The following is a 25,436-nucleotide window of genomic DNA, read 5'->3' as shown; positions in this document are numbered from 1 at the left end:
ACGCTATCGGCGTCCGCCGACAGAGAACGCGAGCGGGGGCCGCGAGCCGTGTGCCGTAGTCTGAACTCACACCCGCCGGTCAGACTCGAAAGGCACCTCAGTGGAGATCCGCATCGGAATCGTCAACGCCCCCCGCGAGCTCAACTTCGAGTCGTCGCAGTCGGCCGAGGAGCTGGCCGGGCAGGTGCAGGCCGCTCTGGCCAGCGGCACGGGACTGCTGCAGCTGACCGACGACAAGGGCCGTCTCTACCTGGTCCCGACCGCCGGCATCGCCTACGTGGAGCTCGGCACCGAGGAATCGCGCCGCATCGGCTTCGTCGGCTAACCTCCCACTCGTGGAACTGCTCTTCGTCGTCCTCGGCGGGGCCATCATCGGCCTGGCCGGACGCTATCTGCTGCCGAACCGTCACACGCACGGCTCCGTCCTGATCCCGGCCGTCGGCTTCGTCTCGTCGGCCGTGCTCTGGGTGGCGCTCACCTGGGCCGGCCTGAAGTGGGACGGCGGCTGGATCTGGTGGATCACGCTCCTCGGCACGGCGCTCATCGTCGCGGTCGCCGACCTGCTGATCGGACGCATCCGTGCCGCGAACGACGAACGGATGCTGCACGCGCTCGCGAAGGGCGCCGTCGCCCGCTGACGCTGCCGACCCGCTAGCGATTTCGTGCCGAATGGCGCGATTTCGTGCCGAATTTCGTGCCGAACGGCGCGATTTCGTGCCGAACGGCGCGATTTCGTGCCGAATGCCGAACGTCGCGATTCGTGCCGAATGGCGCGAATTCGTGCCGAACGGTGCGAATTCGTGCCGAACGGCGCGAATTCGTGCCGAATGGTGCGCGGGAACGCTACGCGGTCAGGCCGAGCGCGTCCATGCGACGCGTGTGTGCGGCGATCAGCTCCGTGAAGATCGGCTCGATGCGCGCGTCGTCGGTGGCGCGGTTGCCCGAGAGGTGCAGGGCCGACCGGGCGACGAGCAGCGTGTCGCCGACGAGCCTCCTGCCCCACATCGCGAGGCGCGATCCGAGCAGCGGATCGGCCGCGATCTGCCCGCGCAGCACCTCCAGCACACCCTCCTGGCCGGACTCGGAGCCGAGCAGGTGCGCGAGGCGCGGCCCGACGTCGCCGGGCAGGCCCGCAGCGAGCCGGATGAAGAAGTCGTCGAGCAGCCCGCCCGTCACCAGCGCCGAGAGCAGCGTCTCTCGCCAGTCCGCCCCGACGATGAGCGCGCTGAAGCCCTCGATCTCATCGGCGAACGGCTTCATCGCGTCGGCCGGGTCGTCGCCACGGCGCCGGATCTCGGCCACGATCCCCTGGTGCTTCGACAGGGCGTGACCCGCCGCGGCGGAGATGAGGCCTTTGTCGTGCAGGTCGCCGGCCTCGGCCGCGACGCGCGACAGCGTCTCGAACTGCTCCAGCTGCAGGTAGGCCGCCTGGCCCAGATACGGCAGCAGGTCCGGCATGACTTCGTGCAGGTCCACGCGCACGGTCGGCAGCGAGCGCGCCCGCGGAGTCAGGCGCGGGAGCTCGACGGAAGGCCGTCGCCGGGTGAACCAAGTCGACACGCTCAGCAGTGTATCGGCACCGTCCAGTAGGCTGGGGACGCCGTCGGCGCAGGATCGACGGCCCTACGCCTGCGACAGAGAAACAGGGCGTGGACACTCCAATCGAATCGACAGGCAATTCACCAGTGACTTTCTCAGAACTGAACATCGACCAGGACATGGTGGATCAGCTCGCCGCCAAGGGCATCATCGAGCCGTTCCCCATCCAGGCGCAGACCATCCCTCTCGCCCTCACCGGTCAGGACATCATCGGCCAGGCGAAGACCGGAACGGGCAAGACCCTCGGCTTCGGCCTCCCCCTCATCCAGCGGCTCGGCCCGAACCCCGAGCCCGGCGTGAAGGCGCTCGTCGTCGTTCCCACCCGCGAGCTGGCCATCCAGGTCTACGAAGACCTCGAGACGGCCGCTGCCGGACGCCCGACCTCCATCGCCAGCATCTACGGCGGCAAGGCCTACGAGGGCCAGATCGCCCAGCTGAAGGGCGGCGCCCAGATCGTCGTCGGCACCCCGGGCCGTCTGCTCGACCTCGCCGGTCAGCGCCTGCTGAACCTCGGCAACGTGCAGGAGATGGTGCTCGACGAGGCCGACAAGATGCTCGACCTCGGCTTCCTCTCGGACATCGAGAAGCTGTTCGCGCAGACGCCGGCCACGCGCCACACCATGCTCTTCTCGGCGACAATGCCGGGCCCGATCGTCGCGCTCGCGCGCCGGTTCATGACCCGGCCGGTCCACATCCGTGCGACCGACCCGGACGAGGGCCAGATCCAGGCGAACATCAAGCACCTGATCTACCGCGCGCACTCGCTCGACAAGGACGAGGTCATCGCCCGCATCCTCCAGGCCGAGGGCCGCGGCAAGACCGTGATCTTCACCCGGACGAAGCGCGCCGCCGCCAAGCTGGTCGAGGAGCTCAACGACCGCGGATTCAACGCCGCCGCCGTGCACGGCGATCTCAACCAGGAGCAGCGCGAGCGTGCCATGGCCGCGTTCAAGGCGGGCAAGAAGGACATCCTGATCGCCACCGACGTGGCCGCCCGCGGCATCGACGTCGACGACGTGACGCACGTCATCAACCACACCATCCCGGACGACGAGAAGACCTACCTGCACCGCGCTGGGCGCACCGGCCGCGCGGGCAAGACCGGCATCGCCGTGACCTTCGTCGACTGGGAGGACCTGCACAAGTGGGCCCTCATCAACAAGGCGCTCGAGTTCGGGCAGCCGGAGCCGACCGAGACCTACTCGTCGTCGCCGCACCTGTACACCGACCTCGACATCCCCCAGGGCGTCAAGGGCCGGCTCAAGCCGACCCCGGCCGTGAAGGCGCCGGAGTCGCGCGGGGGCCGCACCGACTCCACCGGCCCGGACAGCGGCGAGCGTTCGAGCAGCAACCGTCGCCGACGCACGCGCGGCTCCGGCCAGGGCTCGTCCCCGGGCTCGACGGCCCCGGAGGGCTCCGCGCCGGAAGGCGGCGAGGCGAAGGCCCCGGCCGCCGGCACGCACGACGGCGGCGGATCGCAGCACCGCGACGGCAACAGCGCCCCGCGCCGTCGTCGCCGTCGCTCGCGCGGCGGCTCCGCCACCACTCCCGCCAGCTGACCCCGGCCCCGACACCAACAGCTCCTGAGTTTTTCGCCCGATCCGGCCGGATCGGAGCGAAAAACTCAGGAGCTGTTCGCTTGGGACGGGGACGGGGACAAGAGCGAGGGCGCGGTCAGTACCAGTTGGGGTCGTGGCTCATCTCGAAGTTCCACGCCCGGCACGGGGAGCCGTAGCTGCGGTTGATGTAGTCGAGCCCCCAATTGACCTGGGTGTTCTGGTTCGTCAGCCAGTCCGGGCCGGCCGACGACATCTTGCTCGCGGGCCACGCCTGCGGGATGCCGTAGGCGCCGCTCGACGTGTTGTAGGCGTCTGCGCGCCACCCGGACTCGTGGTTCCACAGCTTGATCAGGCAGCCCATCTGGTCACCGCCCCAGCCGAAGGCGGACAGGCGGCTGGCGGCGTACGCCTGGGCGCCTGCCGGGTCGACCACCATGCCGGGCGGCGGAGCGAAACCGTCCGATCCTCCGCCCGGGTTCGCGGCGGCCGCGGCAGCCGCAGCGGCGGCCTGACCTTCGGCGTAGGACTTCTCGACGGACGCCTCGGTGTTCTTCAGGGTCGCCAGCTGGGCGTACAGCGTGTCCGCGTGCTGCTTCTGGTCCGCGAGCTGGGCGTCGGCGGCCTGTTTCGCTGCGGTCGCCGCCTCGAGAGCCTTCTTCGCCTCCACCGCGAGCTGATCGCGGACTTTCTGGGCGCTGGTCGCCTGCTCGCTCAGGGACGCGGCGAGGTTCCTCTGCGCATTCGCCCGGGCGTACAGCGAGCTGGCCTGGTCGGCGAGCTTCGACACGGCACCCAGCTGGTACAGCAGCGAGTCGGAGCGCGCGGCGTTCGGGCTGAGGAACAGCCGCAACGACACGGATGACGTGCCGGCGCGGGTGAGCTGCTCGGCGAGCTTTCCGCTCTGCGTTTTGAGCGCATCCGCCTCGGCCGACGCCTCCTGGGCCTTCTCGGCCAGACTCTGTGCCTTGGCGGTCGCCGTCTGCAGCGCCGTCTCCGCCGTCCCGTACTCCCCCAGCCGCTTCACGGCGAGATCGCCCGCGGCGTTCGCTGCTGTCTGCAGGGTGGTGAGCAGCCCGTTGATCCGGTCGACCTCCGCCTGGGCCGCACTCGCGTTGTTCTTCGCGGCCTGGACGTCGTCCCACGAGGGGTAACCGTCGGCGTTCGCGGGCGCGACACCGGCAGCGACCACGAGGACGGCCGTCAGGGCAGCGGTGACCGCCGATCCTCGCCACAACCGTCTCACCCGCGCACCTCGCATCCTTCTCGCCCCGATCGTCTCCGGGGACCAGGCTACGTCGTGGTGCTCACGGAGCGTAGAAAGGCGCCGCGCCTGTCGCTTCTTCGATCATCGCGTCGACCACGGCCGGATCGGTGGTGTTCTCACCCAACCGGTTCGGCTTTCCCGCGCCGTGATAGTCGCTCGACCCCGTGATGCGGAGGCCGTAGCGCGCAGCCAGCTCGCGCAGGCGTTCGACCCCGTCGGCCTTGTTCTCACGGTGGTCCAGTTCCAGACCGAACAGTCCGGCGTCGACGAGGCGCCGCAGCCGGTCCTCGGGGATGACCCGGCCGCGGCCTCCCGTCGCAGGATGCGCGAGCACGGGCAGCCCGCCCGCCCCGCGGATGAGACGGACGCCGGTCAGCGGATCCGGCGCGTAGTGCGGCTGGAAGTATCCGCTCCGCCAGTGCAGGATGCCCTCGAAGGCCGCACTGCGATCCGAGGCCAGCCCGCGAGCGACGAGGGCGTCCGCGATGTGGGGCCGCCCGACCGTCGCGCCCTCCGTCGCCTGCGCGAGCACGTCGGCCCAGGTGATGTCGTAGTCCTCGGAGATGCGGCGCACCATGTCCTCGGCCCGGCGCATGCGGCCGTCGCGGATGCGGCGCGTCTCGGCCATGAGCGCCTCGTCCGACGGATCGAAGAGGTAGCCGAGCATGTGGACGCTCGCGAACTCGATGCGGGTCGACAGCTCCATCCCGGGGATGACGGTGATGCCGGCGCGGGCGGACTCGGCCGCCGCCTCGGACCAGCCGGCCGTCGAGTCGTGATCCGTGAGGGCGACGGTGCCCAGCCCCGCGTCGGCGGCGGCGCGGATCAGCTCGGCCGGGGTCTGCGTCCCGTCGGACACGCTGGAGTGCGTGTGCAGGTCGACGGGACCTCGGAACCGCCGCGCATCAGCCATGGTGACCATCCTAGGAGGGCGCTGACCGGCCGGGCGCAAGGCGGCCTGCGGGTGGAAGAATGGACGTCATGTCCTCCCAGCCGACCACGCCAGAGACCGTCGTTGCAGAAACAGTCGTTGCAGAAACAGTCGTTGCAGAACCCGTCGCCGCCGAGTCCGACGAGGCTCCCCGGGCGACGCAGAACCGCTCCACCACTCCCGGCTCCGACGCCTTCCGGGAGTACATCGGCTCCGGCTGGGCCGAGCGTCCGGAGGTCGTGCCTGCGCCCCGACGTCAGGCGCAGTACGCGGCGGCGCGCCGTTCCCGCGTGTCCGAGCTGTTCCCGGGCAAGCGCCTGATCATCCCGGCCGGGCGCCTCGCGCAGCGTTCGAACGACACCGACTACCCGTTCCGCGCGCACTCGGCCTTCGCCTACCTGACCGGCTGGGGGTCGGACTCCGAGCCGGGCAGCGTGCTGGTCATGGAGCCGACGGCATCCGGCCACGAGGCGACGCTGTACTTCCGCGAGCGAGCCGGCCGCGACTCCGACGAGTTCTACGCGAACCCGGAGATCGGCGAGTTCTGGATCGGTCCCCGCCCGTCGCTCGCGCAGGTCGCCGGCGACCTCGCGCTGGAGACGCGCGGCATCGCCGAGGTGCGCTCCGTGCTCGACGCGGTCGACGGCGACACCCTCGTGCTGCGCGAGGCCGACCGCGGCATCACCGACGAGGTGGATGCGGCCCGCCTGCTCCTGGACGCCGGCACCGCGGGCACCGGCACCGACGCCGAGCTCGACCCGGAGGACCACGCGGACGACGACCGGCTGGCCCGCGACCTCTCCGAGCTCCGCCTGGTGAAGGACGACGACGAGATCGCCGAGCTCCGCGCGGCGGTCGCGGCGACGGCCCGCGGCTTCGACGACGTGATCGCCGACCTCCCGCGCATCACGGCGCACCCGCGCGGCGAGCGGCTGGTGGAGGGCGTCTTCTACGGCCGCGCCCGCGCCGACGGCAACGCGGTCGGGTACGACACGATCGCGGCGAGTGGACCGCACGCGTGCATCCTGCACTGGACGCGCAACGACGGCCCCGTGGTGCCCGGCGACCTCATCCTGCTGGATGCGGGGGTCGAGCTCGACAGCTACTACACGGCCGACATCACCCGCACCTTCCCCATCGACGGCACGTTCACGGAGACGCAGCGCCTGATCTACGAGACGGTGCGGGAGGCGGCGGACGCGGCGTTCGCGATCGTGCGCCCCGGCATCCGGTTCCGCGAGATCCACGCGACGGCGATGGCGGTCATCGCGCGGCGCACCGCCGAGTGGGGTCTCCTCCCCGTCAGCGCCGAGGAGGCGCTGGAGCCCGAGAACCAGCAGCACCGCCGCTACATGGTGCACGGGACGAGCCACCACCTCGGGCTCGACGTGCACGACTGCGCACAGGCCCGCCGGGAGCTCTACCTGGACGGCGTTCTGCAGCCGGGCATGGTGTTCACGATCGAGCCGGGGCTCTACTTCCAGCCCGACGACCTGACGGTCCCCGAGCGGTTCCGCGGCATCGGCGTCCGGATCGAGGACAACATCCTGGTCACCGACGACGGCGCGGAGAACCTCTCCGCCGGCATCCCGCGCACGGCCGACGATGTGGAGGCATGGGTGCGGCGGCTCTCGCAGCGCTGAGGGCGCTGAGGGCGCGGAGGCCGAGAACGGCGCCGCTCCGAGGCGGCGCCGTTCCGTCTCACGCGGGAGGTGCCGGCGGGCGCTCCCCCTCCGCGGGCGGCGCAGCCGCGGGCGGCGCAGCGGCGGGCGGCGCCGACGCGGGCGGCGCGGGCGGCGGGTCGGACGGATGCTGCGGCTGCGCGGGCGGCGTCCAGCCGGGTGCGGGGGCAGGCTCCTCCGCTCCGCCGCTCGCCAGCAGGTTGCGCGCGCGGTTGCCGAGATCGGAGTCGACGAGCACCGAGTAGCTGGTCGCGATCACCTGCTGGATCGACGTGAAGTCGCGCCTCCGCCGGTTGATGGCGTACGAGACGATGCCCCACAGCATCCCGAAGCCGGCGCCGAGCAGCAGGGCGGCGAGCACGAACGCGAGGCTGACCGACGGCGAGAAGATGATGAGCAGCAGTCCGAAGAAGATGCCGAGCCACGCGCCGGACGCAGCGCCCGCCAGCGCGACGCGTCCCCAGGTCAGCTTTCCGGTGACGCGCTCGACGCTCTTGAGGTCGCTGCCGACGATGGAGACCTTGTCCACGGGGAAGTCGGCGCGGGCCAGGACGTCGACCGCCTGCTGCGCCTCGGGGTAGCTCTCGAAGGTGGCGACGACCTCGCCTCGCGGGAGGGTCGGGAAGAGGATGCGGTTGCGCTGGTTGTTCAGCCCCGGTGTGCTCATTCCCCCATTGTTCCATCCAGGCTTCGGGAGGGCACAGGAAACAGCCGTCGTTCCCCTGTGAGGGCTAGGTTAATAGAGTGAGTTCGCCCAGAGTCTTCGTCGCCCGCCTGGCCGGGACGACCGTGTTCGACCCCGTCGGAGACCGGGTCGGCAAGGTCAGAGACGTGCTGGTCGTCTACCGCAAGAACGACCCGCCCCGCGTCGTCGGGCTGATCGTCGAGATCCCCGGGAAGCGCCGCGTGTTCCTGTCCATCGGGCGGGTCACCAGCATCGGCAGCGGGCAGATCATCACCAACGGCATCATCAACATGCGCCGGTTCGAGCAGCGCGGCGGCGAGGTGCGCGTGATCGCCGAGCTCCTCGGCCGCCGCGTGGTCTTCGCCGACGGCGGCGGCGAGGCCACCATCGAGGATGTCGCGATCGAGGAGACGGAGACGGGCGACTGGGCGGTCAGCCAGCTGTTCGTCCGCAAGCCCAAGGCGGGCGGCTCTCCCTTCGCCAAGGGCGCGACGACCTTCGTGACCTGGAACGAGGTGCGCGAGAAGCAGAAGCTCGGTGAGGCGCAGTCCGCCGAGCAGCTCATCGCCACCTACTCGGAGCTGAAGCCCGCCGATCTCGCGAACACCCTCCTGGACCTCCCCCAGCAGCGGATGCTGGAGGTCGCGGAGGAGCTGCCGGACGACCGCCTCGCCGACGTGCTGGAAGAGATGCCCGAGAGCGAGCAGGTGCAGATCCTCGCCCAGCTCAACGACGATCGTGCGGCCGACGTGCTCGACCAGATGGAGCCGGACGACGCCGCCGACCTCATCGCGCAGCTCTCCGACGAGCGCGGCGAGCACCTGCTGGAGCTGATGGAGCCGGAGGAGGCGGAGGACGTCCGCATGCTCCTCAGCTACAACCCCGACACCGCGGGCGGTCTGATGACGACCGAGCCCATCATCGTCTCGGCGGACGCCACCGTCGCGGAGGGCCTCGCCCTGATCCGCCGCCACGAGCTCGCGCCGGCGCTCGGCGCCGCCGTGTGCGTCACCCTGCCGCCGTACGAGCCGCCGACGGGCCGGTTCCTCGGCGTCGTGCACTTCCAGCGCATGCTGCGCTACCCGCCTCACGTGCGTCTCGGCACCCTGCTCGACCCGAGCCTCGAGCCGGTCACCGCCGACACCTCCGCCGCCGAGGTGTCGCGCATCCTCGCGTCCTACAACCTCGTCTCGGTCCCCGTGGTCGACGACAAGCATCGTCTCGTCGGGGTGGTGACCATCGACGACATCCTCGACTATCTGCTCCCCGACGACTGGCGAAGTCAAGACGAGGACGAGCCCGTGAAACGCACGGCGCCGTCCGACGAGACCGGAAGCATCCGCATCGTGAACGGAAGGAGGGGCGGAAGTGGCAGGAGGTAGGCAGGACGCGGGGCTCGACGCCCCGAAGGGACTCCGGACGCCGGTGCTGCGACGCAGCCCGGTGGAGTCGCGCGACCGGTTCGGCCGGTTCACCGAGTGGATCGCACGGGCCATGGGCACGCCCTGGTTCGTGCTGGGGCTGACGGTCTTCGTCGTGCTGTGGATGGGCTGGAACACGCTCGCGCCGAACGCCTGGCGTTTCGACTCCGCCGCCCTCGGCTTCATCGCCCTGACCCTGGTGCTGTCGTTGCAGGCCTCGTACGCCGCTCCTCTCATCCTGCTCGCGCAGAACCGTCAGGACGACCGCGACCGCGTGCAGATCGAGCAGGACCGGCAGCGCGCGGAGCGCAACCTCGCCGACACCGAGTACCTGGCGCGCGAGGTCGTCGCGCTGCGGCTCGCGGTGAAGGACATGGCGACGAAGGATTTCATCCGCGCCGAGCTCCGTTCGCTGCTCGAAGACCTCGAGAGGGGCGACGCGGGCGACGGCGAGCAGGCCCGTGCCTGAGCCCGACGGAGTCGTCGACCTCGCGGGCGCCGTCCGGAGCGCGCTCGGCGCGGTGCTCGACCCCGAGATCCGCAAGCCGATCACCGAGCTCGACATGGTGGGCGGCGTCGCGGTGGATGCGCGGGGTCGTGCCGAGGTCGGCATCAAGCTGACCATCGTCGGCTGCCCGGCGGCCGACGCGATCGAGCGGGATGTGCGCGCTGCGACCGCCGCGGTCCCGGGCGTGACCGAGGTCGCCGTCGACGTCTCCGTGATGACCCCCGCGGAGCGCCGCGCCCTGACCGACCGGCTGCGCGCCGGCCGGCCGGTGCGCGGCCAGCAGTTCGGCCCCGAGTCGCTGACCCGCGTGTACGCGGTCACCAGCGGCAAGGGCGGCGTCGGCAAGTCGACCGTCACGGCGAACCTGGCCGTCGCGCTGGCGGAGCGCGGGCTGCGAGTCGGGATCGTGGATGCGGACGTCCACGGCTTCTCCATCCCCGGCATCCTCGGGCTGACGGACGAGAACGGCGTCGCACCGCGGCCCACGCGCGTCGACGACATGATCCTTCCTCCGGTCGCCTACGGCGTGAAGGTCGTCTCGATCGGAATGTTCGTCGACTCGGCCTCAGCGGCCGTCGCCTGGCGCGGGCCGATGCTGCACCGGACCATCCAGCAGTTCCTCTCGGACGTCTACTTCGGCGATCTGGACGTCCTCCTGCTCGACCTGCCCCCGGGAACGGGCGACGTCGCGATCTCGGTCGGTCAGCTGCTGCCCGGCGCGGAGGTGCTCGTGGTGACGACACCGCAGCCGGCCGCGGCGGACGTGGCGGAGCGCAGCGGCGTCGTCGCCCGGCAGACCGGCCAGCGGGTCATCGGGGTGATCGAGAACATGGCCGGGCTCGTGCAGCCGGACGGCAGCGTGCTCGATCTGTTCGGCTCGGGCGGCGGAGCCGAGGTGGCGCGCCGGCTCTCGTCCGGGCAGGAGGACGAGGTGCCGCTGCTCGCGAGCGTTCCGCTCAGCATCCCGCTGCGGGCCGGGGGCGACACCGGCGCGCCCATCGTGGTGACCGATCCCGCCGATCCCGCTGCCGCCGCGATCCGCGCCGTCGCGGACCGCCTGGCCACCCGCTCCCGCGGCCTCGCCGGCCGCAAGCTCGGCCTCTCCGTCCGCTGACCCCGGCCCCCCGCCGTCGAGTCCGCAATCTTTGCACGCCCAACGCGCCCACAGCGTGCAAAGTTTGCGGACTCGACGGCGGGGAGGCGGGTCAGGCGTCGGGGGGTTCGACGGCGCGGGCGAGGAGCTCGGTGAGGAGGCGCTCCGTGATCGGGCGCGGGAGAGCCGAGACGAGCGCGAGCAGCGGCGCCTGATCGTCGGGCAGGCCGGGGGTCGCGCCTCCCGCGAGACCGATCGAGGCGAGGAGCTGCGCGGCCGTCGCCGAATCGAGCTCGACGTCGCCGGCCGCGAGCCCCGCGAGCAGGTCGCCGGGCAGGGATGCGAGCACCGCATCCGCGTCGACCGGGGGGACGCCGCGCGCCTCGTCCGCCGCGCCGCGCAGAGCGGCCTCCAGCTCGTCGATCCGTCCCTCCGTCACCGGGGTGATCGTGAGGTGCGTCGTGTGCGGCAGGCGGGTGCCGTCCGGCTGCACCAGTCCGGGCTGCAGCTGCAGCACCCAGCCGCGGCGGCGGACTCGGTCCGCCCAGTGGTGCGGGTCGATGCGACGCTCGGACGGCAGCGACTCGTCGGTCGTGACGGCGAGCAGCGGACCGGTCGGGTCGCCGAGCACCCGCAGCCCCTCGATGTCGCCGACGATGTCCTGCAGCCCGCGGGTGGCCCGGCGGCACGACTCGGCGAGACGCGCGAACCCGCGGGCTCCGAGCGCCTGGATGATGGCCCACGACGCCGCGAGCGACCCGGCCGACTTCGACCCGAGCAGCGTGGAGTTGACGACCGGGTAGCCCGGCCAGCCCGTCGTCGCGAAGTACTGCCGCCGCTGCCGGTCCCTCCCCCGCTGGAGCAGCACGCTGGCGCCCTTCGGGGCGTACCCGTACTTGTGGAGGTCGGCCGAGACGCTCGTCACGCCGGGCACCCGGAAGTCCCACGCCGGGAGCGCCGAGCCGTCCGCCGCCCGCCAGAACGGCAGGATCCAGCCGCCGATGCACGCGTCCACGTGACAGGCCACGCCCGCGTCCTCGCAGGCCGCCGCGACCACTTCGATCGGGTCGAGCGTCGCGTACGGGTACGACGGCGCCGAGACCACGACCAGGGCGACATCCGGGCCGATGCGCTCGATCAGACGGGAGACGTCCAGCCGCCCGGTCCGGGGGTCCACCGGCACGAGGTCCAGCGTCAGGTCGAACAGCGCCGCGGCCTTCTGGAACGCGGCATGCGCGGTCACCGGCGCGAGCAGGCGCGGCGTCCCCGTGCCTCCGGCGGCCCGCCAGACATCGCGGGCGGTCTTCACCGCGAGGAGGCATGACTCCGTCCCTCCCGAGGTCACCGAGCCGACCACGTCGTCGCCGCCGTGCAGCAGCTCGCGCGCGAACCCGACGACCTCGCGCTCCATCACGGCGACCGACGTGAACGTGGTCGGGTCCAGCCCGTTCACCGGCTGCACCAGCCGCATGGCCTCCGCCGCCAGCTCGTCGATCTCCGGCATCCCGGAGTCGTAGACGTAGCTCAGCACCCGCCCGCCGTGCGTCGGCGCGTCCGCCTCGCGCAGGGCGGCGAGGCGGCCGAGGATGGCCGCAGCATCAAACGACGCCATCGATGTCTCCCTTCCGGAGCCGGTACCGCGCCAGCGGCACCAGGCTGATCGCGATGATGATCGCGGGAACCAGGCTGAAGGTCAGGACGATCCCGGCGACGGCGCTGGACGGCTGCGATGCCCCCGCCTCGGCCACCGCCGCGCTGCGCGAGACGTACCCGCTCAGGGCCAGCACGATGCTCAGCGCGGTCGCGCCGAGGGCCATCCCGGTGGTCTCCCCCGCCGTCCACATGCCGCCGAACGTGCCGGCGCGGCCTTCGCCGTTGCGGCGGGCGTCGTGCGAGATCACGTCGGGGAGCATGGCCATCGGCAGGGACTGCATGCCCGCGTACCCGGCGCCGGCCAGGGCGACGGGCGCGTAGACCCAGGCGCCGGGCGCCCACAGCAGCGCGAACATGGACAGGGCCGCCAGCCCGAACACCAGGCTCGCGATCACGAACCCGCGCTCCTTGCCGATGCGGCGCGCTACGACGCCCCACAGCGGCGTCACGATGAGGGCGGGACCGATGAGCGCCACGAACAGGAAGGTCACGGCGTCCTCCGAGTGCAGCACCCAGGTCGCGACGTAGTTGGCCCCGGCGAGCATCAGGCCGGTGGCCAGTCCCTGGAGCAGGAAGGTCAGCAGCAGAGCGCGGAACGGCTGGCTGTCGCGCAGCACGCGCATCCCGGCCGCGTAGTTCGCCCGGACCGTCGCGATCATGCTCTCACGCGGCAGCGACGCGCCCGCGGGCAGACCGCGCGGTGCGACGAACGCGGACACGAGCATCCCGGCGCCGATCGCCACCCCGGCGACCAGGGCCATGAGGACGTACCCGGCGAACGTGTTCCCTCCGCCGAGCGACCGCAGCGCGGGGCCGCCCGCGCCGAACAGCAGGATGGCGAAGGTCAGCACCACCACCCGCCAGGTCAGCAGGCGCGTGCGCTGGTCGTAGCCGGACGCGAGCTCCGCCGGGAGCGCGATGTACGGCACCTGGAACAGGCTGAACGCCGTCGCCGTCAGCACGAACGCGAGCAGCACCCATACGGCGGCCGCCGCGGTGGGCGTCCCGGGCGGGACGGCGAAGGTGAGGAGGAAGAACACCGGCAGGGCCAGCGCGCCGAGCAACATCATCGGCCGGCGGGAGCCGCGCACCGCGAGCATCCGGTCGCTCCTGGCTCCGATCACCGGGTCGATGACCACGTCCCACACCTTGGCCACCGTCACGACGACGCCCGCGACGAGCGCGGCGACGCCCAGCGAGTCGGTCAGGTAGTAGACGAGCACCAGCCCGGGCAAAGTGGCGAAGCCGCCCGTGCCGAGCGAGCCGACGGCGTACCGCGCGACGGTCGCTCTGCTCAGCGACTGCTCCGTTGCGATCATGTCCGCAGCGTAGTGGATGCGCGCCCGCGCAGCCCGCCGCGCCGCGTCAGGTGGACTCGGTGTCGTACGGCGGGATCGCTCCGGCCGTCAGCGGCATCTTCCGCTGGGCGTAGGCGGACTGCGTCACCGGCTTGATCGCGCCGGTGGCCTCCGGGCCGTCCTCGAGCAGCGCCTCGCGGATGATGCGGCGCGGGTCGTACTGGCGGGGGTCGAGCTTCTTCCAGTCGACCTCGTCGAACTCGGGGCCCATCTCATCGCGCATCCGGTCCTTCGCGCCGTTGGCGAAATCCCGAAGCGACCGCACCAGCTGACCGAGCTTCGCGGCGTAGGCGGGCAGACGTTCCGGGCCGATGACGAACGCCGCGATCACCGCCACGATCAGCAGCTTGTCGAAGGTCAGCCCGAACACGTTTCCAGGGTATCGCGGCGGTGCCTGCACGGATGCCGCATGAGCCCGCCGTATCCTGAGAAGAGGCCCGCGCCCGAGGCCGATCGACGGGAGAGCTGTGTCAGACAAGGACTCGAACTGGAGATTCGCCGACGACATCGTCGTCGAGAGCGACGTGATCGCCCGGGCACGGCAGCAGTCGCTCGAACTGGGCATCGAACCGATCTCGCCCGCGACCGGCGCTCAGGCGGCCGTCGTCGTCGCAGCGACGCGCGCCGAGAACGTGGTCGAGATCGGAACCGGCGTCGGCGTCTCCGGCCTGTGGCTGCTCACGGGCGGAACGGATGCACAGCTCACCTCCATCGACGTCGAGGTCGAGTACCAGCAGCACGCCCGCGCGTTCTTCACCGAGGCCGGGCTGCCGTCGAACCGGGTGCGCCTCATCCCCGGCCGGGCACTCGAGGTGCTGCCGCGGATGAACGAGAACTCCTACGACATCGTCTTCATCGACGCCGACCCGCAGTCGGTCATCGAGTACGTCGAGCACGGACTTCGGCTCGTGCGACCCGGCGGCACGGTGCTCGTCGCCCGGGCGCTCTGGCGCGGGCGCGTCGCCGACCCGGCCGCGCGCGACGAGATCGCCACCGGCTTCCGCACGCTCATCACCGAGACCTCGGCGTCCGGCGCGGTCATCAGCGCCCTGTCGCCGGCCGGCGAAGGCCTGCTGCAGATCACCAAGCTCGCGCCCTAGGCGCCCGAGCATGCGAGAAGGGCCCCGATCGATGAGATCGGGGCCCTTCTCGTTACAGCGTTGGTCAGGCGGAGGTCACCACGCTCGCAAGCGCATCGTGGAGCTCTTTGGCTTCCGCATCGTTGACGGAGACCACCAATCGTCCCCCACCCTCGAGCGGCACACGCACGATGATGAGCCGTCCCTCCTTCACAGCCTCCATCGGCCCGTCCCCGGTCCTCGGCTTCATGGCCGCCATGCAGCTCCCCTTTCGTGGATGTCCTCCTATTATCCGACATCGTTGCCGACGTGCGGAAATCGGAGGGATCAGGGAGGTGACCAATCGTATCCGTCGATGTACCAGCAGACGGCGACCCAGCCGACCTGGAGGGCGATGAACAGCGCGACGATCGCCACCCGGTAGACCCTGCTGCGCGGCAGGGCGAGCGCGCCCAGCAGCGGGAAGAGCGGCATCAGCAGCCGGAAGGTGCTCGACTGCGGGAAGAACACGGCGAGGAGGTAGAGCGAGTAGGCGGCGACCCAGAACCGCAGGTCGACCCCGAGTCTCCGCACCGCCGGGGAGAACAGCAGGATGCCGAACAGCGCAACGATGACGACCAGCGCGACCATGCCCACCCAGCCGGGGATGCCGAGCATCGCGCTCGCCCACCAGTCGGCCCCCTGGAACCAGGGCGCGAACGGCACCAGATGGGTGTACCCGATGTAGGCGGAGCGCCAGGCGAGCTCTGTGTCCGTGTACGCGGTGAGCGATCCTGTCCCGATGGCGGCGATGGCCGGCCAGGCGAGCCCGGCGAGCCCGCTGAAGACGGCGAGCGCCACGCTGAGCACGCGCTCGCGGACGGGGAACGGGTCCTCTCGCCGTCGCAGCCACCGGTAGCCGACGTGCAGCGCGACCGCGAGCGCGAACGCGAGGCCCGACGGGCGGGTGAACGCCATCGCGAGCACGACGGGGAACAGCCAGCCGTACCGGCGCTCGACGAGCAGGAGCAGGGCGGTCGCGAGCAGCAGGATGTACAGCGACTCGGCGTACGCGACCTGGAACAGCGGGGAGACCGGCGCGACACAGAACAGGACGACGGCGAACAGACTCGTGGATGCGCCCAGCCCCACGCGGCGCATCAGCCGGGAGAAGACCAGCGCGGCCCCGGCGCCCGCCGCGAACGACACCAGCACCGCCGCGATCGGCCAGGGCAGCCGGGTCAGGAACATGACGACGTCGACCAGTCCCGGGTAGCCGGGCAGGAACGCCCACGCGTTCTCGCTCACGTGCACGCCGTCGCTCGTCGGCAGCGCTGCGGGGTACCCGGAGCCGGCGACAATCTCGTACCAGCGCCCGTCCCAGAGGTTGGCGAAGGAGAAGTAGTCGGGCGACGCGCTCGTCCAGGCGTTCGCGCCCTCTGCGGCGGCGAAGCTCAGCAGGATGACGGTCGTGACCGCACGCGCACCCAGATAGACGAGCAGGACCTGCACCCACCACAGCGTCCACCAGCGCCCGCGGACGGCCGCCCGGCCGCCCGGAGCATCCCGCAGCGCGCTGGAGTCAGCGGGCGCCGCTGCCGGTGAGCCAGGCACGCAGCCCCTCCTCGACCGCGATGATCTGCTCGACGTCGACGCGCTCGTCGTCGGCGTGGGCCTTCAGCGGATCGCCCGGGCCGTAGTTGACCGCGGGGATGCCCATGGCGCTGAAGCGGGCCACGTCCGTCCACCCGTACTTCGGCTTCGCCACACCGCCGACCGCGGCGACGAACTCCTGCGCGAGCGGCGCATCCAGGCCGGGTCGGGCGCCGTCGGCCCGGTCGACGACGGTGATCTCGTAGTCGCCGAACAGCTCGTGCATGTGCACGATGGCCTCCTGCGACGAGCGCGACGGAGCGAACCGGTAGTTGATGTGCACCATGCACTCGTCGGGGATGATGTTGCCGGCCACTCCCCCGGAGATGCCGACCGCGTTGAGCCCCTCCTTGTAGACGAGCCCGTCGACCTCGACTTCGCGCGCCTGGTATCCGGCGAGGATGTCGAGGATCGGAGCCGCCTTGTGGATGGCGTTGTCGCCCACCCAGCCGCGCGCCGAGTGGGCGCGCAGGCCGTACGTGCGCACCTCGACACGGAGGTTGCCGTTGCAGCCGCCCTCCACGACGCCGTTGCTCGGCTCGCCCAGGATGCCGAAGTCGCCGACGAACAGGTCGGGACGGTTGCGGGCCAGGCGGCCGAGGCCGTTCAGCTCGGCGTTGACCTCCTCGTGGTCGTACCACATCCACGTGACGTCGACGGAGGGGTCGGTCAGCTCGGCGGCGAGCTTCAGCTGCACAGCGACGCCGGCCTTCATGTCCACGGTGCCGCGGCCCCAGAGGTAGCGGATGCCGTCGTGCTCCTCGAACCGGGTCGGCAGGTTGTCGTTGAGCGGGACGGTGTCGATGTGGCCGGCGATGAGCGCGCGCCGGCCGCGCCCCAGGTTCGTGCGCGCGACGATCGCGTCGCCGTCGCGGATGACCTCCAGATGCGGCAGCTCGGCGAGAGCGGACTCGATCGCGTCGGCGAGCGTCCGCTCGTCTCCGGAGACGGACTCGATGTCGCACAGCTGACGCGTGAGGTCGATGGACGAAGCGGTCAGGTCGAGGGGGACGCTGCTGATCTGCACTCTACTAACCTAGGGGCATGCCCTCTGCCGTGCCTGAAAATGCCGCCGTGCCCCGTTCCGCCGATGTCCGTTCGGCCGATCTCCGTTCGGCCTGGGGGTACGGACTCGCGACGGTGTCCGCCGACGGCACCGTGCTCGACACCTGGTTCCCGGAGCCGCAGCTCGGCAGGCTTCCCGCCGGCCGCGACCGCTGGATCGCCCCGGCCGAGCTCGAGGAGCTGGCGGGCGACGATCCGCGTCGCGCGGTGCGCGTCGATATCGTGACCGTCGAGATCGAGCTGGATGCGCCTCCCGCCTCCACGCCGGACGCCTACCTGCGCCTGCACCTGCTGTCGCACCTGCTCGTACAGCCCAACGGCCTCAACCTCGACGGCGTGTTCGCGCACCTGCCCACCGTCGCCTGGACGAACGCCGGGCCGGTGAACCCGGCCGACCTCGACCGGCTCCGTCCGCGTCTGCAGCGGGCGGGCATCCAGGTGGCGGGCATCGACAAGTTCCCGCGGCTGCTCGATTACGTGACACCGGATCGCGTGCGCATCGCCGACGCGTCGCGTGTGCGCCTCGGTGCGCACCTCGCCCCCGGCACGACCGTGATGCACGAGGGATTCGTCAACTTCAACGCCGGCACGCTCGGCTCGTCGATGGTCGAAGGCCGCGTCTCGCAGGGGGTCGTCGTCGGAGACGGCTCGGACATCGGCGGCGGCGCATCCATCATGGGGACGCTGTCCGGCGGCGGGACGCACCGCGTCTCGATCGGCGAGCGGGCGCTGCTCGGCGCCAACTCGGGCATCGGCATCTCGATCGGCGACGACTCGGTCGTCGAGGCGGGCCTGTACGTGACCGCGGGGACCAAGGTCGTGCTCGTCGGCGACGCGCCGACCGCCGACGGCCGCCCCCGTACCGTCAAGGCCGCCGAGCTGTCCGGCCAGCCCGGGCTGCTGTTCCGCCGCAACTCTCTCACGGGCGCCGTCGAGGTGCTCCGCCGCGCCGGCACCGGCGTCACCCTCAACGCCGCCCTGCACGCCTGACCCCGCCTCCCCACCGTCGAGTCCGCAAACTTTGCACGTTTGCACGGCCCCTGGCGTGCAAAGTTTGCGGACTCGACGGTGGGCGGTCAGACGAGGGTGAGGACGGAGGCGGGGTCGGCCAGGATGCGGCCGATGTCGGCGAGGAAGCGGGAGGCCTGCTCTCCGTCCACGATCCGGTGGTCGAACGTCAGGGCGAGCGTGAGCACCTGACGGAGCGCGATACCGCCGTCGTGCTCCCACGGCTGACGACGCACCGCGCCGACCGCGAGGATCGCCGCCTCGCCGGGCGTGAGGATGGGCGTTCCCGCATCCACCCCGAACACGCCGACGTTGGTGATCGTGATCGTGCCGCCGGTGAGGTCCGCCGGGGCGGTCCGTCCCGCCCGCGCGGTCTCGGCGAGGCTGCGGATCGCGCCGGACACATCGCCCAGGGTCATACGGTCGGCGTCGCGGATGACCGGGACCATGAGCCCGCGCGGGGTCGCCGCCGCGATGCCGAGGTGCACGTACTCCGCCTCCACGATCTCGTTGGCCGCATCGTCCCAGCGGGAGTTGACCTCCGGAGTACGTCGCACCGCGAGCAGCAGCGCCTTGGCGACGACGGAGAGCAGCCCGGGGCGCGCCTCGGTATGCTCGGCCCGCTCCCGCAGCCGGGCGATCAGCTCCATCGTCGGCGTCACGTCCACCGTCAGGAAGACGGTCGCCTGCGGTGCGCCGAACGCGCTGCGGACCATCGCGTCGGCGGTCGCCTTGCGCACGCCGCGGATCGGGATGCGCTTCTCGCGCGACCCGGCCTCCACCGTCGGCCCCGCTGAATCCGTCGTGTGCTGGTCGACGTACAGCTGGACGTCACCGCGCGTGATCAGCCCGCGGTCGCCGGACCCGGCCACGGAGGCGAGGTCGACCCCGAGCTCGCGCGCGAACTTCCGCACCGGCGGCGTCGCGCGCGGGCGCTCCGCGAGCGCAGTGGCCGTGGTTGACGGTGCGGACGGCGCGGCTGTCACAGGAGCCACGGGCGCGGGAGCCGTTGCGGCCAGCCCCGGCCGGGCCCGCCGCGCCGGGCGCGCACCCGACTCCGGCCGGGCGCCGTAGCCCACCAGCGTCGGCTCGCGTCCGTCCGCCGACAGGCCGCCCGCGGACGGGGCGAAAGCACCAGCCGCGTCAGGCGCCGCAGGCGCGACCGGAGCATCGGCTGCCCCCTCCTCCGCATCCACCTCGAAGGCGACGAGCGGCTCCCCGACGGCGACCGTCACGCCCGGCTCGACGAACAGCCGAGCGACGCGTCCGTCGTACGGCGCCGGCAGCTCGACGAGCGCCTTGGCCGTCTCCACCTCAGCGATGATCTGGTTGAGCTGCACGGTGTCGCCGACGGCGACCTTCCACGCGACCAGCTCCGACTCGGTCAGACCCTCGCCGAGGTCGGGCAGCGCGAACTCGCGGACGGCCATCAGTCCTCCACTCCGCTCAGCGAGTTCGGCCGGTCCATGGCACGGTCGATCCCGTCCAGGATGCGGTCGAGGTCGGGCAGGTGCGCCGACTCCAGCCGGGCGGGCGGGTACGGGATGTCGTGGCCGGTCACGCGCACCGGCGCGTGCTCCAGGTGGTAGAAGCAGCGCTCCGTGATCGACGCCGAGATCTCGGCGGCCAGGCCGCCGGAGAGGGCCGCCTCGTGCGTGACGACGAGGCGGCCGGTGCGCTTGACCGAGGCGACGACCGTGTCCAGGTCGAGCGGCGACAGCGAGCGCAGGTCGACGACCTCCACCGAGACGCCGTCATCGCCCGCGGCCACGGCGGCGTCCCGCGCCAGCTGCACCAGACCGCCGTAGGTGACCAGGGTCACGTCGGTCCCCTGCGTCAGCACCCGTGCGGTTCCCATCGGGCGCGCGTCCGCGAGCGGAGCGTCCTCGTCCACCTCGCCCTTGGCGTGGTAGCGGCGCTTCGGCTCGAAGAACAGCACGGGGTCGTCGGATGCGATGGCCTGCTGGATGAGCGTGAAGGCGTCCTGCGGATCGGACGGACTGACCACCCGCAGCCCGGCGGTGTGCGCGAAGTACGCCTCCGGCGAGTCGGAGTGGTGCTCGGCCGACCCGATGCCGCCTGCGAACGGCACGCGGATGACGATCGGCATCCGCACCGCCCCCTGCGTCCGGTAGTGCATGCGCGCCACCTGGTTGACGATCTGGTCGAAAGCCGGATAGATGAAGCCGTCGAACTGGATCTCGACCACCGGACGGTATCCGCGGTACGCCATTCCGACCGCCGTGCCGACGATGCCGGACTCGGCCAGGGGCGAGTCCATCACCCGGCGCGGCCCGAACTCGGTCTGCAGGCCGTCCGTGACGCGGAAGACGCCGCCGAGCGTGCCGATGTCCTCGCCCATCAGGACGACGTGGTCGTCGGCGGCCAGCGCGCGCCGGAGGCCGGCATTGATGGCCTTGGCCATGCTCAGGGAGGTCATCGTCCGTCGCTCCCCACGAAGGTGCGCAGGTAGCGCGAGTAGTGGTCGCGCTGGCGCGAGAGACCGGTGTGCGGCTCGGCGTACACGTTGTCGAAGACCGTGAGCGGGTCGGGATCGGCGAGCGTGGTGATGCCCGCCCGCATCTCGGCGGCGACGGCGTCCGCCTTCGCGGCGACCGCCTGCCTGCGCTCCTCGGTCAGGGCGCCCTGTGCGTCGAGGAACGCCTCCACCCGGGCAAGCGGGTCCTTGCCGCGCCACTCGTCGAGCTCGGCGGCGTCGCGGTAACGGGTCGGGTCGTCCGCGGTCGTGTGCGGGCCCATGCGGTAGGTCACCGCCTCGATGAAGGTCGGGCCGCCTCCCGTGCGGGCACGGTCCAGGGCGGCCCGGGTGACCGCCAGCACCGCGAGGACATCGTTGCCGTCGACGCGGATGCTCGGCACGCCGAAGCCGGGCGCGCGGTCGGCGATCGGGCGCTGCGCCTGCAGCGACACCGGCTCGGAGATCGCGTACTGGTTGTTCTGGCAGAAGAAGATCACCGGGGCCGCGTACGTCGCCGCGAAGATCAGGGCCTCGTTCACATCCCCCTCGCTGGTGGCGCCGTCGCCGAAGTAGGCGACCGCCACGGCGTCCGTGCCGTCCGCCTGGATGCCGAGGGCGTATCCCGTCGCATGGAGGGTCTGCGCGCCGATGATGACCTGCGGGGTGGCCATGTTGATGTCGTAGGGGTTCCAGCCGCTCTGGGTGGTGCCGCGCCAGACGCGCAGCAGGTCGACGAGACCGGCGCCCCGGCAGTAGGCGACGCCGTGCTCGCGGTAGCTGGAGAAGACGAAGTCGTCGGCGCGCAGAGCGCGTCCCGACCCGATCTGGGCGGCCTCCTGGCCGAGGAGCGGCGGCCAGAGTCCGAGTTCGCCCTGACGCTGGAGCGCGGTCGCCTCGGCGTCGATGCGCCGGATGACCTGCATGTCCTCGTAGAGCGCGAGCAGCTGGTCCGTGCCGATGTCCGAGACCCAGGCGTCGTACCGGTCGTCCTCGTGACGGACGCCGTGGGCGTCGAGGAGGCGGACGAGGCCGAGGTCGCCGAGTCCTGCGTCGCCGAGCCGGAGCTCGTCGATGGCACCGAGGTCCGTGTGGGAGCCGCCCCGGCGGGTGGCGGGCTGATTGTCGATCGTCACGGTTCACGCAACCTTCACTCTCGCGCCCGGCCGACGCAGCTTGTGGCGCGCACGACCGGCTTCCGGCCCCTTCGCCGGAATTAGAGGGAAGGCTACGCTGCGGGATCAGCGCGCACAACCATCGGCGTGTCGACCATGCAGGATGCACTGTTCAGGCGGGTGCAGCCCTGCTAGGTTTCACACTATGCGCAGCTTCGACAACACCGACCGCCGCATCCTCCTGGCCCTCGCGGACGACCCGCGGTCGACGAACGTGTCGCTCGCCGACCGGTTGGGACTCAGCCGCAACACGGTACAAGCGCGCGTCGCCGAGCTGGAGCGCAGCGGCGCGTTCCTGTCGTTCGAGCGGCGCATCTCCGCCCGGGTCGCCGGGTACCCGCTTGCTGCCTTTGTGAACGTGCATGTGCGGCAGCAGCGGCTGGCGGCTGTCGTGGAGAGCCTCGCCGCCATCCCCGAGATCGTGCAGGCGCACGGACTCTCCGGGCCGTCCGACCTACTGCTGCGGGTGGTCTGCGTCGACGCGGAGGACCTCTTCCGCATCACCGGCATCATCCAGTCGACAGAGGGCGTCGACCGCGCGGAGACCTCCCTCGACATGGGCGAGCTCATCCCCTACCGCCTCCGTCCACTGCTCACCCGCGACGCCTGATCCCCGCCGCCGGCTCCCCCACCGCCGGCTCCCACACCACCAGCTCCTGAGTTTTTCGGGCCGACGCGCCGCACCGGGGGCGAAAAACTCAGGAGCTGTTGGTGTGGGACGGGGCGGAGCGGATCAGGGCGCCGGGACGCACGAAGGCCACGCCGACAGGGTCGGCGCGGCCTTCGGTGAGGTGCGGGTGCTTACGCCTCCGCGGGAGCCTCGACGGGGGCGTCCTCGGCGGGGGCCTCAGCGGACTCCTCCGCGATCACCGGGGCGAGCGACAGCTTTCCGCGGTCGTCGATCTTGGTGATCTCGACCAGGACCTTCTGTCCGACCGAGAGCACATCCTCGACGTTCTCCACGCGCTTGCCACCGGCGAGCTTGCGGACCTCGGAGATGTGCAGCAGGCCGTCCTTGCCCGGGAGCAGCGAGACGAACGCACCGAACGCGGCGATCTTGACGACGGTTCCGAGGAACTGCTCGCCGACCTCCGGGTTGGTGGGGTTCGCGATCGCGTTGACCTGGGCACGGGCCGCCTCGGCCGAGGGGCCGTCGGTGGCGCCGATGTAGACGGTGCCGTCCTCCTCGATGGAGATCTCGGCGCCGGTCTCGTCCTGGATGCCGTTGATCGTCTTGCCCTTCGGGCCGATCAGCTCGCCGATCTTGTCGACCGGGATCTGGACCGAGATCACGCGGGGCGCGGTCGGGGCCATCTCGTCCGGACGGTCGATGGCGGCGTTGAGCACGCTCAGGATGGTGGTGCGGGCGTCCTTCGCCTGCTTCAGCGCGCCGGCGAGCACCGACGACGGGATGCCGTCGAGCTTCGTGTCGAGCTGGATCGCGGTGACGAACTCGCTGGTGCCCGCGACCTTGAAGTCCATGTCGCCGAGCGCGTCCTCCGCGCCCAGGATGTCGGTGAGGGCCGCGTAGCGGGTCTCACCGTCGACGACGTCGGAGATCAGGCCCATCGCGATGCCCGCGACCGGGGCGCGCAGCGGCACACCGGCGTTCAGCAGCGACAGGGTGGAGGCGCAGACGGAGCCCATCGAGGTGGAGCCGTTGGACCCGAGGGCCTCGGACACCTGACGGATCGCGTACGGGAACTCCTCGCGGCTCGGCAGCACCGGCACGAGGGCGCGCTCGGCCAGGAAGCCGTGCCCGATCTCGCGACGCTTCGGCGACCCGACGCGGCCGGTCTCACCGGTCGAGTAGGGCGGGAAGTTGTAGTGGTGCAGGTAGCGCTTGTGCGTCACCGGCGAGAGCGAGTCGATCTGCTGCTCCATCTTGAGCATGTTCAGCGTGGTGACGCCCAGGATCTGGGTCTCGCCGCGCTGGAAGATCGCCGAGCCGTGGACGCGCGGGATGACCTGCACCTCGGCGTCGAGCGGACGGATGTCGGTGAGGCCACGGCCGTCGATGCGGATGCCCTCGCGCAGCACGCGGCCGCGCATGACGACCTTCGAGACCGACTTGTAGGCGGCCGAGAACTGCGTCAGCACCTCGGCGGGGAGCACACCGGCCTCCACCTTCTCGGTGAGGGCGACCTTGACGCGCTCCTTGAGGGCGTCGTCGGCGTTCTGGCGCTCGATCTTGTCGGCGATCTGGTAGACGTTCACGAGCTCGTCGTAGGCGAGGCCGGCGACGTTGTCGTAGGTCTCCCTCGAGTAGGGCAGGAACACCGGGTACTCGGCGATCGCCTTCGCGGCCTGCTCGGCGATGACGTTCTGAGCGCCGACGAGCTGGCGGATGAACGGCTTGGCCGCCTCGAGGCCCTGCGCGACGATCTCCTCGTTCGGCTTGACCGCTCCACCCTGGATGAGGTTCCAGCTGTTCTCGGTGGCCTCCGCCTCGACCATCATGATCGCGACGTCGCCCTCGGAGCCGTCCTCGTTGGTGAGGACGCGGCCGGCGACGATGAGGTCGAACACGGCCTCCTTCAGCTGCTCGGCCTTCGGGAACGCGATCCACTGGTCCTCGTGGGTGCCGTTGCCGGGGATGAGCGCGAGGCGCACACCGGCGATCGGACCGGAGAACGGCAGACCGGAGATCTGCGTGGAGGCGCTGGCCGCGTTGATGGCGAGCGCGTCGTAGAACTCGTCCGGAGCGATGCTCAGGACGGTGATGACGATCTGCACCTCGTTGCGGAGGCCCTCGACGAACGACGGGCGCAGCGGCCGGTCGATCAGACGGCACACCAGGATCGCCTCGGTGGAGGGGCGGCCCTCGCGCCGGAAGAACGAGCCGGGGATCTTGCCGGCGGCGTACGAGCGCTCCTCGACGTCGACGGTCAGCGGGAAGAAGTCGAAGTTGTCCTTCGGGTGCTTGCTGGCGCTCGTCGCGCTCAGCAGCATGGTCTCCTCGTCGAGGTAGGCGGCGACGGCGCCCTGCGCCTGCTGGGCGAGGCGTCCGGTCTCGAACCGGACGGTGCGGGTGCCGAAACGGCCGTTGTCGAGAACGGCTTCGGCGAATTTGATCTCAGGACCTTCCAAGAGGTCTGTCTCCTTTGTTTAACGTCGCTGTCCCGTGTGGACGCGACTTCATTCAAGGAGCAGGAACAGGCAGTTCGACACTTCGCGTGTACGCGGCATCCCATGCGGGTCGCGTGGGCTGAGCCCGTCTGGCCATCAGTAGAAATACACGGTTGCGG

General features: G+C 71.2%; 24 protein-coding genes. 10 read left to right on the top strand and 14 right to left on the bottom strand.

Annotation, left to right across the window (positions count from 1 at the left end; all coding sequences use genetic code 11):
• Positions 1-100: 100 nt before the first annotated feature.
• Both BJ963_RS02655 and BJ963_RS02650 read left to right on the top strand, forming a co-directional pair.
• Positions 101-325, top strand: a complete 225-nt coding sequence (locus tag BJ963_RS02655; protein WP_179454429.1) for a DUF3107 family protein — start codon at positions 101-103, stop codon at positions 323-325.
• 10 nt (positions 326-335) lie between these two features.
• The gene (locus tag BJ963_RS02650; protein WP_089912257.1) at positions 336-638 is read left to right on the top strand and encodes a hypothetical protein; all 303 of its coding nucleotides are present in this window, start codon (positions 336-338) and stop codon (positions 636-638) included.
• A 205-nt stretch (positions 639-843) separates the two neighbouring features.
• Here BJ963_RS02650 and BJ963_RS02645 read toward each other — a convergent pair whose 3' ends face one another.
• Positions 844-1,560 carry a ferritin-like fold-containing protein gene (locus tag BJ963_RS02645; protein WP_179454427.1) on the bottom strand — a complete coding sequence of 239 codons (717 nt, stop codon included), beginning with the start codon at positions 1,558-1,560 and terminating at the stop codon, positions 844-846.
• Positions 1,561-1,685: 125 nt separating this feature from the next.
• Between BJ963_RS02645 and BJ963_RS02640 the strand changes: the two genes are divergently transcribed.
• Positions 1,686-3,158: a DEAD/DEAH box helicase gene (locus BJ963_RS02640; protein ID WP_179454425.1), complete on the top strand. Its 1,473-nt coding sequence runs from the start codon at positions 1,686-1,688 to the stop codon at positions 3,156-3,158.
• A 115-nt stretch (positions 3,159-3,273) separates the two neighbouring features.
• Here the strand turns inward: BJ963_RS02640 and BJ963_RS02635 are convergent, their stop codons facing one another.
• Both BJ963_RS02635 and BJ963_RS02630 read right to left on the bottom strand, forming a co-directional pair.
• On the bottom strand, positions 3,274-4,401 hold the full coding sequence (locus BJ963_RS02635) for an aggregation-promoting factor C-terminal-like domain-containing protein (RefSeq protein ID WP_179454423.1): 1,128 nt from the start codon (positions 4,399-4,401) through the stop codon (positions 3,274-3,276).
• Between the two features lie 61 nt (positions 4,402-4,462).
• Positions 4,463-5,335 (bottom strand): PHP domain-containing protein, encoded by an 873-nt coding sequence (locus BJ963_RS02630; protein WP_179454421.1) that lies wholly within the window; start codon positions 5,333-5,335, stop codon positions 4,463-4,465.
• A gap of 68 nt (positions 5,336-5,403) precedes the next feature.
• On the opposite strand from BJ963_RS02630, the gene BJ963_RS02625 reads away from it, so the two are divergent.
• Positions 5,404-6,996, top strand: a complete 1,593-nt coding sequence (locus BJ963_RS02625) for an aminopeptidase P family protein (protein ID WP_425484710.1) — start codon at positions 5,404-5,406, stop codon at positions 6,994-6,996.
• 58 nt (positions 6,997-7,054) lie between these two features.
• Here the strand turns inward: BJ963_RS02625 and BJ963_RS02620 are convergent, their stop codons facing one another.
• Positions 7,055-7,702: a YflT domain-containing protein gene (locus BJ963_RS02620; RefSeq protein WP_179454417.1), complete on the bottom strand. Its 648-nt coding sequence runs from the start codon at positions 7,700-7,702 to the stop codon at positions 7,055-7,057.
• Between the two features lie 77 nt (positions 7,703-7,779).
• Between BJ963_RS02620 and BJ963_RS02615 the strand changes: the two genes are divergently transcribed.
• From BJ963_RS02615 to BJ963_RS02605, 3 genes are read left to right on the top strand one after another with little or no spacing between them, the layout of a single operon-like run.
• Positions 7,780-9,102, top strand: coding sequence for a magnesium transporter MgtE N-terminal domain-containing protein (locus tag BJ963_RS02615; protein WP_179454415.1), 1,323 nt, complete (start codon positions 7,780-7,782; stop codon positions 9,100-9,102).
• A complete protein-coding gene (locus tag BJ963_RS02610; RefSeq protein WP_089912281.1) occupies positions 9,089-9,610 on the top strand; it encodes a DUF1003 domain-containing protein in 522 nt (173 codons plus the stop codon). Before BJ963_RS02615 ends, BJ963_RS02610 begins: the two co-directional genes overlap by 14 nt.
• A complete protein-coding gene (locus BJ963_RS02605; protein WP_179454413.1) occupies positions 9,603-10,763 on the top strand; it encodes a P-loop NTPase in 1,161 nt (386 codons plus the stop codon). Before BJ963_RS02610 ends, BJ963_RS02605 begins: the two co-directional genes overlap by 8 nt.
• Before the next feature lie 91 nt (positions 10,764-10,854).
• Here BJ963_RS02605 and BJ963_RS02600 read toward each other — a convergent pair whose 3' ends face one another.
• Genes BJ963_RS02600 through BJ963_RS02590 form a run of 3 tightly spaced genes read right to left on the bottom strand, consistent with a single transcriptional unit; the run spans position 10,855 to position 14,123 of the window.
• Complete coding sequence (locus BJ963_RS02600) at positions 10,855-12,354, bottom strand: pyridoxal phosphate-dependent decarboxylase family protein (RefSeq protein WP_179454411.1); 1,500 nt, start codon at positions 12,352-12,354, stop codon at positions 10,855-10,857.
• Positions 12,341-13,714, bottom strand: a complete 1,374-nt coding sequence (locus tag BJ963_RS02595; protein ID WP_179454408.1) for an MFS transporter — start codon at positions 13,712-13,714, stop codon at positions 12,341-12,343. Before BJ963_RS02595 ends, BJ963_RS02600 begins: the two co-directional genes overlap by 14 nt.
• A 46-nt stretch (positions 13,715-13,760) precedes the next feature.
• On the bottom strand, positions 13,761-14,123 hold the full coding sequence (locus BJ963_RS02590; protein WP_179454406.1) for a twin-arginine translocase TatA/TatE family subunit: 363 nt from the start codon (positions 14,121-14,123) through the stop codon (positions 13,761-13,763).
• 97 nt (positions 14,124-14,220) lie between these two features.
• Here BJ963_RS02590 and BJ963_RS02585 point away from each other — a divergent pair, with 97 nt between their 5' ends.
• Positions 14,221-14,853 carry a class I SAM-dependent methyltransferase gene (locus BJ963_RS02585; protein ID WP_179454404.1) on the top strand — a complete coding sequence of 211 codons (633 nt, stop codon included), beginning with the start codon at positions 14,221-14,223 and terminating at the stop codon, positions 14,851-14,853.
• A 64-nt stretch (positions 14,854-14,917) separates the two neighbouring features.
• On the opposite strand, the gene BJ963_RS02580 is transcribed toward BJ963_RS02585, so the two are convergent.
• From BJ963_RS02580 to dapE, 3 genes are all read right to left on the bottom strand, one after another.
• Entirely contained in the window at positions 14,918-15,091 is a 174-nt protein-coding gene (locus BJ963_RS02580) for a DUF3117 domain-containing protein (protein ID WP_018190460.1), read from the bottom strand.
• Positions 15,092-15,159: 68 nt separating this feature from the next.
• Positions 15,160-16,425 (bottom strand): hypothetical protein, encoded by a 1,266-nt coding sequence (locus tag BJ963_RS02575; protein ID WP_179454402.1) that lies wholly within the window; start codon positions 16,423-16,425, stop codon positions 15,160-15,162.
• On the bottom strand, positions 16,394-17,491 hold the full coding sequence (gene dapE / locus BJ963_RS02570; protein ID WP_179454400.1) for a succinyl-diaminopimelate desuccinylase: 1,098 nt from the start codon (positions 17,489-17,491) through the stop codon (positions 16,394-16,396). The genes BJ963_RS02575 and dapE overlap by 32 nt, the downstream gene beginning before the upstream one ends.
• 17 nt (positions 17,492-17,508) lie before the next feature.
• Here dapE and dapD point away from each other — a divergent pair, with 17 nt between their 5' ends.
• Entirely contained in the window at positions 17,509-18,519 is a 1,011-nt protein-coding gene (dapD, locus tag BJ963_RS02565) for a 2,3,4,5-tetrahydropyridine-2,6-dicarboxylate N-succinyltransferase (protein WP_179454398.1), read from the top strand.
• Positions 18,520-18,605: 86 nt separating this feature from the next.
• Here the strand turns inward: dapD and BJ963_RS02560 are convergent, their stop codons facing one another.
• The 3 genes from BJ963_RS02560 to pdhA are packed head-to-tail and all read right to left on the bottom strand — an operon-like array spanning position 18,606 to position 22,149.
• Complete coding sequence (locus BJ963_RS02560) at positions 18,606-19,967, bottom strand: dihydrolipoamide acetyltransferase family protein (RefSeq protein ID WP_179454396.1); 1,362 nt, start codon at positions 19,965-19,967, stop codon at positions 18,606-18,608.
• The gene (locus BJ963_RS02555) at positions 19,967-20,977 is read right to left on the bottom strand and encodes an alpha-ketoacid dehydrogenase subunit beta (protein ID WP_179454394.1); all 1,011 of its coding nucleotides are present in this window, start codon (positions 20,975-20,977) and stop codon (positions 19,967-19,969) included. The genes BJ963_RS02560 and BJ963_RS02555 overlap by 1 nt, the downstream gene beginning before the upstream one ends.
• The gene (pdhA, locus tag BJ963_RS02550; RefSeq protein WP_179454392.1) at positions 20,974-22,149 is read right to left on the bottom strand and encodes a pyruvate dehydrogenase (acetyl-transferring) E1 component subunit alpha; all 1,176 of its coding nucleotides are present in this window, start codon (positions 22,147-22,149) and stop codon (positions 20,974-20,976) included. Before pdhA ends, BJ963_RS02555 begins: the two co-directional genes overlap by 4 nt.
• A 184-nt stretch (positions 22,150-22,333) precedes the next feature.
• On the opposite strand from pdhA, the gene BJ963_RS02545 reads away from it, so the two are divergent.
• Positions 22,334-22,798, top strand: coding sequence for an Lrp/AsnC family transcriptional regulator (locus BJ963_RS02545; RefSeq protein ID WP_089912319.1), 465 nt, complete (start codon positions 22,334-22,336; stop codon positions 22,796-22,798).
• A gap of 191 nt (positions 22,799-22,989) precedes the next feature.
• On the opposite strand, the gene BJ963_RS02540 is transcribed toward BJ963_RS02545, so the two are convergent.
• The gene (locus BJ963_RS02540; protein WP_179454390.1) at positions 22,990-25,278 is read right to left on the bottom strand and encodes a polyribonucleotide nucleotidyltransferase; all 2,289 of its coding nucleotides are present in this window, start codon (positions 25,276-25,278) and stop codon (positions 22,990-22,992) included.
• Between the last annotated feature and the right edge of the window lie 158 nt (positions 25,279-25,436).

The organism is Leifsonia soli, assembly GCF_013408745.1.
Lineage (GTDB): Bacteria > Actinomycetota > Actinomycetes > Actinomycetales > Microbacteriaceae > Leifsonia > Leifsonia soli.
This window is presented reverse-complemented; position numbering and strand designations above follow the sequence as displayed.

What these genes read in the sequence shown, in the direction of transcription:
- BJ963_RS02630 (WP_179454421.1), bottom strand. Translation starts at nt 5,335, where the DNA reads ATGGCTGATGCGCGGCGGTTCCGAGGTCCCGTCGACCTGCACACGCAC.
- BJ963_RS02625 (WP_425484710.1), top strand. Translation starts at nt 5,404, where the DNA reads ATGTCCTCCCAGCCGACCACGCCAGAGACCGTCGTTGCAGAAACAGTC.
- BJ963_RS02620 (WP_179454417.1), bottom strand. Translation starts at nt 7,702, where the DNA reads ATGAGCACACCGGGGCTGAACAACCAGCGCAACCGCATCCTCTTCCCG.
- BJ963_RS02600 (WP_179454411.1), bottom strand. Translation starts at nt 12,354, where the DNA reads ATGGCGTCGTTTGATGCTGCGGCCATCCTCGGCCGCCTCGCCGCCCTG.
- BJ963_RS02595 (WP_179454408.1), bottom strand. Translation starts at nt 13,714, where the DNA reads ATGATCGCAACGGAGCAGTCGCTGAGCAGAGCGACCGTCGCGCGGTAC.
- BJ963_RS02580 (WP_018190460.1), bottom strand. Translation starts at nt 15,091, where the DNA reads ATGGCGGCCATGAAGCCGAGGACCGGGGACGGGCCGATGGAGGCTGTG.
- dapD (WP_179454398.1), top strand. Translation starts at nt 17,509, where the DNA reads ATGCCCTCTGCCGTGCCTGAAAATGCCGCCGTGCCCCGTTCCGCCGAT.
- BJ963_RS02560 (WP_179454396.1), bottom strand. Translation starts at nt 19,967, where the DNA reads ATGGCCGTCCGCGAGTTCGCGCTGCCCGACCTCGGCGAGGGTCTGACC.
- BJ963_RS02555 (WP_179454394.1), bottom strand. Translation starts at nt 20,977, where the DNA reads ATGACCTCCCTGAGCATGGCCAAGGCCATCAATGCCGGCCTCCGGCGC.
- BJ963_RS02545 (WP_089912319.1), top strand. Translation starts at nt 22,334, where the DNA reads ATGCGCAGCTTCGACAACACCGACCGCCGCATCCTCCTGGCCCTCGCG.